Below are 13,840 nucleotides of genomic sequence, written 5' to 3'. Positions count from 1 at the left end.
GGCTTCGCCTGCCCCGCGCGGCGCCTCGGGCGGGCGCCCGAGCGCGCGGGGGAGGGCTGCCGCGGGCGTCACCTCGGTGCGCATCGGCGACATGGACCGCCTCGAGCGCGACCACGCGCGCGCCGAGCGCACGAAGCGCGCGGCGCAGGCGAGCAGGCGCCCGCTCATCGTCGTCGGCGTGATCGCCGCGCTCGTCCTCGTCCTCGCCGTCGCGTGGTTCGCGCTTGCGCGCACCTCGGCATTCGCCATCGAGAACGTGGAGGTGACGGGCGCCGACCACCTGACGACGAGCGAGGTGTCGCAGCTCGTGTCCATCCCGCAGGGCACTACGCTGCTCACGGTTGACACCGACGCCATCAAGAGCAGCCTCGAGCGCGACTCGTGGGTGGAGAGCGTGTCGGTGAGCCGGGAGTTCCCCTCCACGCTCAAGGTGGCGGTGACCGAGCGGCAGGTCGCCGCGGTGGTCGAGGTGCCCATGGGCTCCACGCAGACCATCCAGGACTGGGCCATCGCCTCCGACGGCATGTGGCTCATGGCCATCCCGAGCCGAGACTCCGAGGTGGGGCGCACCCTGAGCCCGAAGATCTACGAGGACGCCGAGAGCGTGCTGCGCATCACGGGCGTGCCCTATGGCCTTGCGCCCGAGATCGGCGCGTACTGCACCGACGACAACGTGAACAACGCGCTGTCCATCGTCGACGGCATGACCACCGAGCTGGCCGACCAGGTGAAGAAGGTGACGGCGACCGACCCCGCCTCCACGCTGCTCACGCTTGAGAACGGCGTCGAGATCGCGTTCGGCACCGCGGACGACATCCGCGAGAAGGAGCGCGTGGTCCTCGCGATCATGGAGGAGAACCCCACCGTCGTCTACATCAACGTGCGCGTGGTCGACCGCCCCACCTGGAGGGCGGCATAGGGGAGCAAGCGGGTGGCCTGCGGCTTTCTCCCTGCCGCGTGACACGGCGGGCGGGCCGCGCCCACGCTCTCCCGGCGCGTTCCTTATGTCGTTATTTCGTGGACGGACGGGGAGTATTCGCTGGTCGCAAAGTTGCAAACGCCCCTTCATCGTGTAAAATAGCCCCCATATGTGCTGCGCTTGCATAAGCGCAGGTCAAGATTTGATTAACACGGCAGTCTAAACGCAGCAGGTGTGGAGGAAGAACAATGCCTAACTATTCAGGTGAGCATCTGGCGGTCATCAAGGTCGTCGGCGTAGGCGGCGGCGGCACGAATGCTGTTAACCGCATGGTAGAAGCAGGCGTCAAGGGCGTCGAGTTCATCGCGGTCAACACCGATCGCCAGGCCCTTCTGATGTCGGATGCCGACAAGACCATCCACATCGGCGAGGAGCTGACGCGCGGCCTCGGCGCCGGCGCGAACCCCGAGGTGGGCTGCCAGGCCGCTGAGGAGAGCCGCGCGGAGATCCGCGAGGCGCTCGCCGAGGCCGACATGGTGTTCGTCACCGCCGGCGAAGGCGGCGGCACGGGCACGGGCGCCGCGCCCATCGTGGCGGAGATCGCGCGCGAGGAGATCGGCGCGCTCACCGTCGGCATCGTCACCAAGCCGTTCTCGTTCGAGGGCCGCGTGCGCCGCAACCAGGCTGAGCAGGGCATCGACCTCCTGTCCCAGAAGGTGGACACCCTCATCGTCATCCCGAACGACCGCCTGCTCGAGATCGTCGACAAGAAGACGTCCATGATCGACGCCTTCCGCATCTGCGACGACACGCTGCGCCAGGGCATCCAGGGCGTGACGGACCTCATCACCGTCCCCGGCCTCATCAACCTCGACTTCGCCGACATCCGCGCGGTCATGAAGGACGCCGGCACCGCCATGATGGGCATCGGCATCTCCAACGGCGAGAACCGCGCGCTCGAGGCGGCCCAGCAGGCCACCAACTCCGCGCTGCTCGAGTCGTCCATCCAGGGCGCGTCGCGCGTGCTGTTCTCCATCGCCGGCGGCCCGGACCTCACGCTGACCGAGGTGTCCGAGGCGGCCCGCACCGTCGAGGCGTGCGCCGACGAGAACGCCAACATCATCTACGGCCAGATCATCGACGAGGGCATGAAGGACGCCGTGCGCATCACCGTGATCGCCACGGGCTTCAAGGCGTCGGCCTCCCAGTCGTCCATGGACTTCTCCCGTCCCAAGAAGCAGGACCTGTTCGCCTCCACCGAGCCGGTGGCGGCTGCGCCGACCCCCGCGCCGGTGTCGTTCTCCACCTCCTCGAGCGGCGGCCGCTTCGCCGACGAGGACTACATCCCCGACTTCCTGAAGCGCCAGCGCTAGGGGAGGCAGCCCGTGAAGGTATCGCAGCTGCCCCTGCCTCGCCTTGAGGCGCGCCAGCTCGGACCGCTCCATATCCTGACTGACGACGCGCTCGCCCGAACCTCGGGCGTGCGCGTTGCTTTTACCGGGCGTGCGGGCGGCGTGAGCGAGGCGCCCTACGCGGGGCTCAACCTCGCCACGCACGTCGGCGACGACCCTGCCGCCGTCATGCGCAACCGCGCGCTTCTGCTCGAGGCGCTCGGCGTGCCCGAGCTGCCGCTCGTCGTCCCCAACCAGGTGCACGGCGACGAGCTCGTGCTCGTGCCGCGCGCCGACGCCGCGACGCTCGCGGACGCGCGCGCCGCGTCTGCGCGCGGCGCCGACGGCCTCGTGGTCACGACGCCCGGCGTGGCGGCGCTTCTGTGCTTCGCCGACTGCGTGCCGGTGGTGATCGCGTCGCCGACCGGCGCGTTCGCGGTGGTGCACGCGGGATGGCGCGGCGTGGCGGCGTCCGTCGCGCCGAAGGCCGTGCGCGCGCTCGCCGCGCGCGAGTCGCACGCAGCGGGCGGCGAGGGTCCCTTCGACGCGCCCGAGGAGGCCGCGGCGGCGTACAACGTCTACCTCGGCCCCCACATCCACGTCGAGTGCTTCGAGACGGGCGAGGACGTGCGGGCGCTCTTCGCCGAGAGGATGGGCGAGGAGTGCGCGCCCGACGCGCGCCACGTCAGCCTGGCGCGCGCGCTCGCCGTCGACCTCGCGCGCGCGGGCGTGGACCCGTCGCGCATCGCCGACGCGGGCGTGTGCACGGCGTGCCGCCCCGATGAGTTCTACTCGTACCGCGCCGAGGGCGGCGTGTGCGGGCGCCACGGCGCCCTCGCGTTTCGCGCGGCCGAGCCAAGCAAGTGAGGAGCGAGGGCATGGGAATCAAGGAGCGCTACGCGCGCACGCTCGACGAGGTGCGCGCGCAATGCGCGGCGGCGGGGCGCGACCCCGAGGACGTCACGCTCGTGGCGGTGTCGAAGACGGTCGGCGAAGAGGGCGTGGGCGAGGCGTTTGCCGCGGGCGCGCGCGACTTCGGCGAGAACCGCCCCGACCAGATCGTCCCGAAATCGGCGGCCTACCCTGAGGCAACCTGGCACTTCATCGGCAACATCCAGTCGCGCCGCATCCCCGAGATCGTGGCGTCGTCCTCGCTCATCCACTCGCTCTTCCAGCTCAGGCACGCCGAGAAGATCGACGCGGCGGCGGGGCGGCTCGGCAAGGTGCAGGACGTGCTCGTCGAGGTGAACGTCTCGGGGGAAGAGAGCAAGAGCGGCGTCGCGCCCGAGGGCGCCGAGGCGCTCGTGCGCGCCTGCGCGGCGCTCGGCCACGTGCGCGTGCGCGGGCTCATGACCATGGCGCCGCAAGGCGACCGCGCGGTGGCGCACGCGTGCTTCGACGACCTGGCGCGCCTGCACGCCCGCATCCGCGCCGCGCTCGACCCGCGTGACGCTGAGGCGTTCGATGAGCTTTCCATGGGCATGAGCGAGGACTGGCATGAGGCCATTTGCGCGGGCGCTACCATTGTTCGCGTGGGGCGCGCCATTTTTAGCGACTCCTTCGAGTAAGATAGAGGGTGCGTGCTTTTTCGCGCTGAAGGCGACCGCATCGCGGCGGTCGCTGAGATGACGTCAAGGCGGCACGCCGCCTGACGGATAGATTTGGTGAGGAGGTCTGGCATGGATCTGCAGGACGGGAAGAGAATGCTCGGAGATCTCAAGTCCAAGCTCGGATTTGGGTCGAAGGGGCAGGACGCGGCCTACGACGACGGCTATGACGACTACGACGGTTACGATGACGGGTACGACGACTACGCTGACGACTACGGCGACGGCTATGACGACTACGCCCCGGCGAGCTCGAGCTACGACCGCTACGCGCCGGTGACCACGCGCTCGGTGGGCTCGGGCCGGCAGACGGGCTCCGGCTCGAGCATGCCGCGCCTCGTCTCCATCGACGACGTGCGCGCGAGCACGCAGGTTCCCGGCAGCCTGAACCGCGACCCGCTGCCGCCGCGCCACGTGACCACGCCGACCACCAACGCGTTCGGCCGCACGATGGTCGACTCCTCGCTCCCGCCCCAGATGACCCCCGAGGGCACGGCGGCGGTCTCCGCGGCCGCCTCGCGCCGCCGCTCGGAGGGCCTCGACTCGCTGTTCACGCCGACCACCGAGGAGGCCGCGGCCGCGCCGGCCTCCGGGCGCGCAGGCGCGCATGCGGCTGCCTCGTCGGCGCACGGGGCGCATGCGTCCGCCACGGGCTCCGCGAGCTCGGCGTCCTCGGCAGGCTCTGCAGGCGCCTACGACCCGTACGACTCCTACACGGGAAGCTCCACGGGCAGCTACACCGGCCGCCGCACGCTCACGGTCATCGCGCCTGCGAGCTACGGCGAGGTGGAGCGCGTGGCGAAGTCCCTCAAGGCGGGCGACGTGGTGGTGCTCGCGCTCGGCGAGGCGCCTGACGCGCTCGCCAAGCGCGTGCTCGACTTCTCGTTCGGCGTGGCGAGCGCGCTCGAGGCGTCGGTCGAGTGCGTGGCCGACAAGGTGTTCGTGGTGGCGCGCGGCAGCGGGCTGTCCGAGGTCGAGCGCATGAACCTGCGCAACCAGGGGGTGCTCTGATGGCAGGCGCCTGCGAGGTCAGGCGCGTCTCCGTCATCGGCGGCGGCAAGATGGGCGAGGCCGTCCTCGGCGGCTGGATCGCCGCGCAGGAGGGCCCGGCGCGCGCTCTGGGCGCGGAGAGCTTCGGCGTGGCCGACCCGGGCGAGGAGCGCCGTGGGTACCTCGCCGAGCGCTACGGCGTCGCCTGCGTGCCTGACGCGCGTGAGCTGCCGCGTGCCGACGTGGTGGTCTTGGCGGTGAAGCCGCAGGTGATGATGGGCGTGCTCGAGACGATCCGCGCGCACGAGCCCTACGCGGGCGGCGAGGGCGGCCCGCTCTTCGTGTCCATCGCCGCCGGGCTCACCACCGAGCGCCTGGAGGCGGCCCTGCCGGAGGGCGCGCGCCTCGTGCGCGTCATGCCGAACACGCCGCTTCTGGTGGGCGCGGGCGCCACGGCGGTATGCGCGGGCGCGCATGCCGCAGAAGACGACGCGCGCCTCGTGCGCGAGCTCTTCGCCAGCCTGGGCTTCGCCTGCGAGGTGCCCGAGGCCGACATGGACGCCGTCTGCGCGCTCTCCGGGTCGGGCCCGGCCTACGTGGCCGCCCTCGTCGAGGCGCTGCGCGACGCGGCTGCGAAGCACGGCATCGCGCCTGAGCTCGGCGAGCAGCTGGCGCTGCAGACCGTGTACGGCACCGCGCTCCTCATGAAGGAGACGGGCATCAGCGCCGAGACGTGCCGCGCCAACGTGTGCAGCCCCGGCGGCACCACGCTCGCAGCACTCAATGCCATGAACGCCGCCGGGTTCGCCTCCGTGTTCGGGGCGGGCGTCGACGCGGCAGTCACGCGATCTAAGGAGCTTGCCTCATGCTGACGTTTCTGCTCGTTCGCCTTGCCGACGCCTACAGCCTCATCATCTTCATATACGTGATGATGTCGTGGCTGCCCACGAGCCGCGGCATCGTGGCCGACATCTACCAGGTGCTCGGCAAAGTCTGCGACCCGTACCTCAACTTGTTCAAGCGGCTCATACCCCCTATTGGAGGAATGGTGGACATAACCCCCATAATTGCCCTGCTTGTATTACAATTTGCGGTACGACTACTCGTTATTCTGTTTTAACGGTCAACTGAGGGAACGGCCCTTCGTGCCGGCATCCTGATGAGAGGGAACAACATGGCTATTACTGCTGCCGACATCCACAACCAAAGCTTCTCGATCGATCGCAAGGGCTACGACGTTGACGAGGTTGACGTCTTCCTCGAGCACGTGGCTGACGAGATCGACGCGCTCAACAACCAGATCATGTCGCTGGAGGACCAGCTCGACGACGCCAAGTTCGACGGCTTCGACACCCCGGCCGCACCGGTGGCGGCTGCTGCCGAGACGGCGGTCATCACGCCGGCCGCGCCTGAGCCCGCTGCTGACGTCTCCGAGTACGAGCGCCTCATCGCCGAGAAGGACGCCCTCATCGCCGACCTCGAGCGCCAGCTCGAGGAGAAGAAGGCCAACGACAGCGCCATCTCCGCGGCGCTCGTCGTCGCCCAGCGCTCCGCCGACGAGATCGTGGCCAAGGCTGACGCCCAGGCCGCCGAGACCATCCAGGACGCGCGCGACGAGGCGACGCGCATCCTGAACCGCGCCAACGCCGACAAGCAGGAGGTGCTCGACTCCATCCGCAAGCTCGAGGACGAGCGCGAGGACGTGCGCGACGAGTACGCCGACATCCTGAAGGACTTCATCACCGACGCGTCCCGCAAGCTGTCCGACCTCGGCGGCATGGTGACTGCGAGCGCTGCCGTCTCCGCCGCCGCCCACTACGTGACGCCGAGCCAGCCCGCCGCGCTCGGCGCGCAGGCCACCGGTGAGATCGAGCTTGGCGAGGACGCGCCTGCGCCCGCGCCGGTTGCCTACACCACGCCGCAGGCCACTGACGCCGTGGTGGCCGCCGCCACGCCGGTTGCGAGCGCCTACGAGAAGGACCTCTCCGGCTTCGGCGACGCCGACGACTTCGAGTTCGAGGAAATCGACTAGCTGATCGTTCCGCTCGACGTTACGAACGATCCGTGACTCCCTCATGATCGCCTCATGCGAAAAGGCCCCCTCGGGGGCCTTTTTACGCAGGCGAGCGGGCCGGTAAGCCGGGTTCTGTCGAAGGACGGCCATTTATCTCGAACGCGCGTCACCGCGCGTCTCTAGCACGCAACCCGAACGCACGGAAGGGCGGCCGTATCGCGTTCCTATTTGCGCTTGCTCCAGATGGGGTTTACCAAGCCGCGCCGTTGCCGACGCGCTGGTGCGCTCTTACCGCACCGTTTCAGCTTTTCTCCCGCCCGGAGGCAGGGGAGTCTTCTTTTCTGTGGCACTGTTCCGTCGGGTCGCCCCGCCCAGCCGTTAGCTGGCATCTTGCCCTTGGGAGCCCGGACTTTCCTCGCACCGTGAGGTACGCGACCGTCTGGCCCGCTCGCATGTGCTATTCTAGCAAACCGAGAAACGAGCGATTACCAGAAAGAGGGATCCTCACATGAGAACGTGTGCGTTGGTGGGCGCTTCCGAGTTCAACGCGGAGCACTTCCAGGAGATGGACGCTCAGGGCACCTTCGACTTCGTCATCGCCGTCGACGGGGGCTTCAAGCACCTCGAGGGCATCGGGCGGACGCCCGACATGGCGCTCGGCGACTTCGACTCCTTAGGGTACGTGCCCCGCGGCATGCGCGTCACGCGATTCTCGCCCGACAAGGACCAGTCCGACATGGAGCTCGCCCTGCAGCGCGCCAAGTCGATGCGCTACACCGACGTGTACGTGTACGGCGGCCTCGGCGGGCGGCTCGACCACACGCTCGCCAACCTGCAGGTGCTCGCGCTGTTCAGCGAGCGCGGCCTCATCGTCACGGCGGTCGGCGACGAGGCGGCCATCACGTTCGTCACCGGCCCTGACACGCTCGAGCTGCCGGCGGTCGAGGTCGGCACGGTGTCGGTGCTCTCCATGAGCGACGAGGCCCGCGGCGTGTTCGAGCGCGGCCTCAAGTGGGAGCTCGACGACTTCAGCCTCTCCAACCGCACGTCACGCGGCCTCTCCAACGAGTTTGCCGGAGAGGCCGTCATGATCGGCGTGGAGTCGGGCACGATCGCAGTGTTCGTCCCGCTCGCCTGACGGCGAGCGGGACCGCTCGACGCTGCGGACGACCTGCAGGCGCTGTTGCTCTCTAGCGCATCTTGAGAAACTGCACCTGCGCCAGATCCTGCTCGAGGCCGCCCGCCGGGCAGGAGAGCGCGAGCTCACCTGCTTCGAACAGCTTGTCGTCAACGATGTAGACCAGCTCGAGGCTTCTCGTCTCGTGCGCGGGGAGCGGGATGGTCTGCCAGGTGTTGTCGCCTTCGCAGCCCTCCCAGCCCGATGCGGCGAACAGCCCGCAGCTCGAGAACGTCACGCCCTGGGGCCCAAGCGCGCACGGGGCTCCGAGGTCCTGCGCCACGATGCTCGTCGCCTCGCCGGACGCGTTGGTCACGTCGAGCCTGACGACCACGTAGGAGAACTCTTCGCTCAAGCTGCCGTCTTCGCCGACGGTGAAGCCGTGCGTGACGCGGCGGCAGACGTTGAAGTAGTCGAGGTCACCTCCCATGCCGGCAACCTGAGTGCTTGCCCGAAGGTCGTAGGACGCGGGAAGCGTCGAGAGCGTCTCAGCGCTTATGAGCCCAACCTCAAGTGGCTGTGCTTCGCCTGCGCCGGACAACGACTCGGCGAGCGCGATGTCCACGTGCTCGCCCGCTGCGCGGACCTGCCCGTCTCCCGCGGTGTAGTCAGCTGGCTCGAGGGTTCCTCGGTAGCTGAGCACGCTTTCGAGTGGCAGGGCGTCAACAGGCGCTCCGGCATGCTCGTTCGCCGTGTCGAGCGGGTAGGGGTGCGGGGTGTTGGCTATGCCGGAGGTGATGCCGTACAGGGTGCGGCACGCGTCGGCGCCCTCGCTGAGCACGGCCTCGTCGAGCGGCTCGCCGACGGGCACCAGGTCAGCAGCGCTGCCCTCGTCGAAGGCTGCGCGCTCGCAGGCGAACCACCCCACGTGCAGGTCGATGGTCTGGGTTTGGAACGTTCCGTCATCGAACTGGGCGGTGACGGTGAGGGTGGCGCCCTCCAGGGCGCTTACGTCGAACATCCCGCCTGCGCCTGCGCTCGCCTCGTCAAGCCACAGTCCCAGGTAGAGCGGTTCTGAGTCGCTGACGGCGAGGTCGACCGTTGGCCCGAGGCGCTTGATGAGGCGCGCTTGCATCTGCTTGTCCGGATCAGCGTGGCTGAGGTCGTCGTCGACGGCTGCGGAAATCACGTAGTCGTAGTCGGCGTAATAGGTGCCCGTGCCGCGCTTCGTCGGCTTCCAAGACAGAAGCTCCCGGGCCTTTTCAGGCTCGTCGCCTAAGGTGAAGCGGTCGAACGAGTAGCGGTACAGCTCGCCTTCGCTCAGCGTCGCCTGCACGCGGGTGATGCTCTCGCCCTCCACGGTGAAGAGCGCGCCCGTGTAGGTTCCCTCTTCGGTCCCTTCGGCGCTCGTGTCTTGGAAGCCGATCTTCGTGTCGTAGGGGAAGACCACGAGCCCCGCGTCATTCGGCTCGATCACCTCGTCCAACGCATCGGCGTATGCCTTCACGGCGAACTGGGGCTCGGCGGGGGAGTTGCCGGACAGGACGGCGGGCAGGGTGCCGAAGGCGAGCAGAAGGGCGATAACGCAGGCGGCGACGGCGAGCCCTGCGCGCTTCATACGGCGTGGGGCTGGCTGCTTCTCGCGTGCGCCCTCCGACGCATGGGCGGACGCATCGGGCGCGGGACTCGCCGCCGCTTCGCGCATGAGCATGCGCGTGGCGCTCTTCAGGTCATCAGATGCGGTTATGCTCTTTTGCAGCTGGTGGTAGCGGTGTTCGAATTCTCGCTCATGCATGGGAGTTCCTCTCCTGACGTCAGTTTGATCTTGAGCGTGTTGCGTGCGCGGAACAGATGCGAGCGCACGGTAGCCGGCTTCTCACCGGTGATGCGGGCTATCTCCTCGGCGGAGTAGCCCTCGAAGTAGCGTAGGTGGACGGCGGTGCGCTGTCGGTCGGTCAGCGCTTCGAGTGCACGGGTGAGCGCAGGGTCGGAGACGTGTTCAGCCGCAGGGTCGATGACGTCAAGGTCGTCGAGCGCCTCGGCTGCGTGGCGCATGCGCTTGCGGGCGATGTCGTTGCAGCAGTTGCAGCAGGTGCGCAGCAGCCAGGCTTTCTGGTGCTCTCGGCTCGAGAACGCAGGGCGTGTGCGCACGAGCGCTAAAAACACGTCTTGGAATGCGTCCTGCGCGTCAGCTCGGTTGCGCAGCCGACAAACAGCAAGGCGGTACACGGTGTCACCCCAGCGCTCGAGCGCTGCCTCGACGTCATCTAGGTCGATGCGGTTCTTCCTCGGAAGGCTCATGAGGTACCTCCTTTCTGCCTATAATACGCAGAACCGTCTCGCTTCGTTGCGCTTGCCAGCAGAATTTCCCCGAGGATCGCTTGCCGGCTGGCGCATGCGGGTCCTGCAGCTCCAGGGTCGCCTTGCGGGGGAGCATGCGATTCCGTGCGGCGCCTGAGGGCTGCGCGAAGCGGCATGCGCCTCGGCGATTTTCGCCGTCGAGGGCATCGAGCATGCAACGTGCGTGCTCACGCGCCTCATGAGTGAGATAATCTCTAAGCAGCACGGCGGCCGTGCGCATAAGCGGGCATGGTCGCATGCGCGCGACGTTTTGCTCGCGTGCGCGGCGGGCAGGCCGCCGACCTCCAGAGGAAAGGAGCATTCATGCTGGGAGACGAGAACAACAGCGACCTCGTGGCGCTTGACGAGGTTGATCCGCGCTCCTGCGCGCTGATCGTCATCGACGAGCTGGGCGATCCTGCGGGTGGTCCGCTCGAGGGCGTGCTGCTTGAGCCCACACTCAACACCGCGCGCCTCGCCCAGGCTGCGCGCAAGGCGGGCGTGCCCGTGATCTTCACCAACGACGCGCACATCGAGGGGCTCGACCGCGAGCTGGCGCTGTGGGGGCCGCACGGCCTGGCGGGCACGCCCGAGGCGCAGACCTCGCCCCAGCTTGGCCAGCAGGAAGGCGACTACGTCATCGAAAAGCGCCGCTACTCGGCCTTCTTCCAGACGGGCCTGCGCCTGCTGCTCGACGAGCTGGGCGCGCGCACGCTCATCTGCTGCGGCATGGACACCAACATCTGCGTGCGCCACACGGTGGCCGACGCCTACTTCAACAACTACGACGTGATCGTGGTGGGCGATGCGACGGCGACCTTCCTCGTGGGCAACCAGGAGGAAGGACTCTCCTACATGGAGACGTGCTACGCCGCGAAGATCGTCACCACGGACGAGGCGGAGGCCCTCATCGCAGGGCGCGCGTAGGCGAAGGCGGTCCAGGCGAAGGACCGCCTGATGCGCGCCGCATGCGAACCCAGCCCTTGACTTTGAGCCTTGGACGGGGGAGCGGCGCGCTTTCGCAGGGTAAGCGCGGCTGCGCGATGGGCGCGCAGCCGCTTGAGACAAAGGAGAACCTCATGGAAACCCCCGTCCTGTACCACTGGGCGCCGTGTGCAACCTGCTCGGTGACCTCGCAGTTCGCCGACGAGCACGGCATCGCCCTCGACAAGCGCGACGTCGAGCTCGAGCAGCCCTACCAGGAGCTTCTCGCCCTCGGCGGCGACGCGAACCTCATCCCGTACCTCTACGCGGAAGGCCAGCTCATCCAGGGCAATGACGCGATCATCACCTACCTGACGGAACATTTTTGCTAAAAAGTGAAATTCCTTCTTGACGAGAGACGTGCGAATCATTAATATATCCACTTGCGCTTGCCACTTCCGCAAGGAAGCGGCAGAGGAATTGCGTTGGGGTGTCGTCTAATGGCAGGACAGCGGTTTCTGGTGCCGTATGTGAGGGTTCGACTCCTTCCACCCCAGCCAAAAAACTGGTTGACAACGAATCGCAATCGTGTAAACTAGCAAAGCGCACTTACGTGGCTCCGTCGTCTAGCGGTTTAGGACGCCGCCCTCTCAAGGCGGAGGTCGCCGGTTCGAATCCGGTCGGAGCTACCAAGTAACCTCAGGCTGGGAGTCGTCTCCCAGCCTTTTTCGTTTCTCGGGGCCCTCCTGCGGATTCCTCGTCTCGTCTCCCCTTCAGGGCATCTCGAGCGGATCTATCGCCCTGCCCCTCGATGCCATCCCGGGTGGGGTGCCCGCGGGGAGCGGAGCCGGGTCCGGCCGCGGGCGGGCTGCGCGCCCAGGACGACGCGGGCCCCTCACCCTTACTCATTTGACACATTTCTTGACACCCTCATGGTGAAAAGCCAACATGATACCCAAGGAAACGAGGCGAATAGGCGCCGCAGCATGACAAGAGAGGATCGTATCATGGAAAAAACCAGTTTGAGAATCAGGGGGATCGCTCATGTGATGGCGGCTTTCGCCTTTGCCATGCTGCTGGCGTTCTCGACTGCGGGAGCTGCCTGGGCTGCGCCTTCCGATGAGATGAGCAGCAGCGCAGGGAACGCATTCGCCAGTTCCGAGGACTACACGTCCCTTCCGGAGACCAAGATCGATCGTGATTTCTACTGGGCGGGCAAAGACCTCCACCTCGCTTCCACCGAAACTGGCGGCGACATCGTGGTCGCCGGCATGAACCTCGGTGTCTCCGACTCGAAGGCGGGCGGCAGCGTTCGTGCAGCTGGCATGAACTTGACGCTCACCAACGTGTCTGCCCGCAATAACTTCACGGTTGCCGGACAAAACATAGATCTTGTCGACTGCGCGGCGGAAGGCGGGGTGTACTGCGCCGGGTCTACGATCTCTTTTACGGGCAATGCCTCGGCGGGCGTGTTCGCAGCCGGCAAGGTCGTCTTGGACGGAACGATCAACGGCGACGCTTCGATATACGCCGATGTCGTAGAGATCGGCCCGAACGCCGTCGTGACAGGCAAGCTCCATGTGGAATCGAGCGCCGAGCCCGTTGTCCCCGAATCCGCTCAAATCGGCACCCTTGAATACGAGAAGGAAATCGAAGAGACGAACGTCGACGCAAGCGAAGCAGTCGAAGCCTTTGCGTTCATGGGCGTGCTCTTCAAAGCCGTGGGAGTTGCGGGAACCGTTTTGTTTGCGCTTGCGCTGGCATGGCTCTTCCGTCGTCCTGTCGAGGGCGCAGCTGCCATGACGCGCAGCCGTGCGGGGCGCATATTCGCCACTGGCGCGATCGCGCTCGTCGCATCGCCGCTGTTGCTCGTGCTCTTGCTTTGCTTCGTCGTCACCAGCCCCATTGCCCTGGCGTTGCTTCTTGCGCTCGTGGCTTTGGCGGTGGTGGCGGTCCCGTTCGCGGCTGCTTCGCTGTCGCGTCTGGTGCTTCCCAAGATGAATCGCTTTGGAGCTGCGGCTATCGGCGGCGTTGTGCTTGGAATCGTCGCGATTCTTCCGTTCCTTGGCGCGCTCGTCTCGCTTGCCTCGTTCATATACCTCCTCGGCTATGCCATTCAGGTGCTGTGGAACGCTCGCCGTTCGTCTCCCGACGATGCCGGGTTGAGCGAATCCTCGGATTGCCCCTTGCCGGTGGCTTCTGCCCCTCGCCCCTAGGCCCCTCCCTTCCCCTCCTGGAGTTGTGTCCAAGCTGTGGAGACGCGCCGGATCGCTTGCAATCGGCGGCGGGGGAGGTAGTATAGACGAGCTGCCTTTCGGAGAGGCAGGGCGCGCCGCCCGGCGCGGGGGAGGATTCGAAAGATTCTCGAAATAACCCCTTGACAGCGGGTCGGCGGGCTGGTAAAGTATCTCCTTGCGCGTCTCGCGAGAGGCGCGGGCGGGGAGGCCGCGGGGCGGCCTGCCGCGGGACCTTGAGAACCGGATACTGAGGACATGGAACTCGAATTCAGAGTGTGATATGTCAGACGGACATTCTTTA

The 13,840-nt window shown here is 67.2% G+C and carries 14 protein-coding genes, 2 tRNA genes and 1 other RNA gene; 14 read left to right on the top strand and 3 right to left on the bottom strand.

The window, feature by feature from the left end; all coding sequences use genetic code 11:
• The 8 genes from HRL41_RS10445 to HRL41_RS10410 all read left to right on the top strand — a co-directional run.
• On the top strand, positions 1–919 hold a 919-nt coding region (locus tag HRL41_RS10445; RefSeq protein WP_371808838.1), incomplete at its 5' end, for a cell division protein FtsQ/DivIB.
• A 248-nt stretch (positions 920–1,167) separates the two neighbouring features.
• Positions 1,168–2,292, top strand: coding sequence for a cell division protein FtsZ (ftsZ, locus tag HRL41_RS10440; protein WP_165173828.1), 1,125 nt, complete (start codon positions 1,168–1,170; stop codon positions 2,290–2,292).
• A 12-nt stretch (positions 2,293–2,304) separates the two neighbouring features.
• Positions 2,305–3,177, top strand: coding sequence for a polyphenol oxidase family protein (locus HRL41_RS10435; protein ID WP_172136977.1), 873 nt, complete (start codon positions 2,305–2,307; stop codon positions 3,175–3,177).
• An 11-nt stretch (positions 3,178–3,188) separates the two neighbouring features.
• Positions 3,189–3,878, top strand: a complete 690-nt coding sequence (locus HRL41_RS10430) for a YggS family pyridoxal phosphate-dependent enzyme (RefSeq protein ID WP_172136976.1) — start codon at positions 3,189–3,191, stop codon at positions 3,876–3,878.
• Between the two features lie 111 nt (positions 3,879–3,989).
• Complete coding sequence (locus HRL41_RS10425; RefSeq protein ID WP_172136975.1) at positions 3,990–4,928, top strand: cell division protein SepF; 939 nt, start codon at positions 3,990–3,992, stop codon at positions 4,926–4,928.
• On the top strand, positions 4,928–5,779 hold the full coding sequence (gene proC / locus HRL41_RS10420; RefSeq protein WP_172136974.1) for a pyrroline-5-carboxylate reductase: 852 nt from the start codon (positions 4,928–4,930) through the stop codon (positions 5,777–5,779). Before HRL41_RS10425 ends, proC begins: the two co-directional genes overlap by 1 nt.
• The gene (locus tag HRL41_RS10415) at positions 5,773–6,027 is read left to right on the top strand and encodes a YggT family protein (RefSeq protein WP_165173838.1); all 255 of its coding nucleotides are present in this window, start codon (positions 5,773–5,775) and stop codon (positions 6,025–6,027) included. Before proC ends, HRL41_RS10415 begins: the two co-directional genes overlap by 7 nt.
• Before the next feature lie 54 nt (positions 6,028–6,081).
• Positions 6,082–6,939 carry a DivIVA domain-containing protein gene (locus tag HRL41_RS10410; RefSeq protein ID WP_172136973.1) on the top strand — a complete coding sequence of 286 codons (858 nt, stop codon included), beginning with the start codon at positions 6,082–6,084 and terminating at the stop codon, positions 6,937–6,939.
• 87 nt (positions 6,940–7,026) lie between these two features.
• On the opposite strand, the gene rnpB is transcribed toward HRL41_RS10410, so the two are convergent.
• Positions 7,027–7,372: RNase P RNA component class A (gene rnpB, locus HRL41_RS10405), an RNA gene on the bottom strand.
• Positions 7,373–7,429: 57 nt separating this feature from the next.
• Here rnpB and HRL41_RS10400 point away from each other — a divergent pair.
• Positions 7,430–8,059 (top strand): thiamine diphosphokinase, encoded by a 630-nt coding sequence (locus HRL41_RS10400; RefSeq protein WP_165173842.1) that lies wholly within the window; start codon positions 7,430–7,432, stop codon positions 8,057–8,059.
• A gap of 52 nt (positions 8,060–8,111) precedes the next feature.
• On the opposite strand, the gene HRL41_RS10395 is transcribed toward HRL41_RS10400, so the two are convergent.
• Both HRL41_RS10395 and HRL41_RS10390 read right to left on the bottom strand, forming a co-directional pair.
• Positions 8,112–9,833 (bottom strand): hypothetical protein, encoded by a 1,722-nt coding sequence (locus tag HRL41_RS10395; protein ID WP_172136972.1) that lies wholly within the window; start codon positions 9,831–9,833, stop codon positions 8,112–8,114.
• A complete protein-coding gene (locus HRL41_RS10390) occupies positions 9,782–10,339 on the bottom strand; it encodes an RNA polymerase sigma factor (protein ID WP_172136971.1) in 558 nt (185 codons plus the stop codon). The genes HRL41_RS10395 and HRL41_RS10390 overlap by 52 nt, the downstream gene beginning before the upstream one ends.
• A gap of 363 nt (positions 10,340–10,702) precedes the next feature.
• On the opposite strand from HRL41_RS10390, the gene HRL41_RS10385 reads away from it, so the two are divergent.
• The 5 genes from HRL41_RS10385 (at position 10,703) to HRL41_RS10365 (ending at position 13,518) form a co-directional block, all read left to right on the top strand.
• Entirely contained in the window at positions 10,703–11,305 is a 603-nt protein-coding gene (locus tag HRL41_RS10385; RefSeq protein WP_172136970.1) for a cysteine hydrolase family protein, read from the top strand.
• Between the two features lie 152 nt (positions 11,306–11,457).
• On the top strand, positions 11,458–11,694 hold the full coding sequence (locus HRL41_RS10380; protein WP_172136969.1) for a glutathione S-transferase N-terminal domain-containing protein: 237 nt from the start codon (positions 11,458–11,460) through the stop codon (positions 11,692–11,694).
• Between the two features lie 94 nt (positions 11,695–11,788).
• Positions 11,789–11,862 (top strand) — tRNA-Gln (locus HRL41_RS10375).
• Between the two features lie 55 nt (positions 11,863–11,917).
• A tRNA-Glu gene (locus HRL41_RS10370) sits at positions 11,918–11,994 on the top strand.
• 315 nt (positions 11,995–12,309) lie between these two features.
• On the top strand, positions 12,310–13,518 hold the full coding sequence (locus tag HRL41_RS10365) for a hypothetical protein (protein WP_172136968.1): 1,209 nt from the start codon (positions 12,310–12,312) through the stop codon (positions 13,516–13,518).
• Positions 13,519–13,840: the final 322 nt, after the last annotated feature.

Source organism: Adlercreutzia sp. ZJ473 (genome assembly GCF_013185065.1).
In the GTDB taxonomy this organism is placed as follows: Bacteria; Actinomycetota; Coriobacteriia; order Coriobacteriales; family Eggerthellaceae; genus CAAEEV01.
The sequence above is the reverse complement of the archived record's forward strand: the minus strand, read 5'-3'. Positions and strand labels throughout refer to the sequence as shown.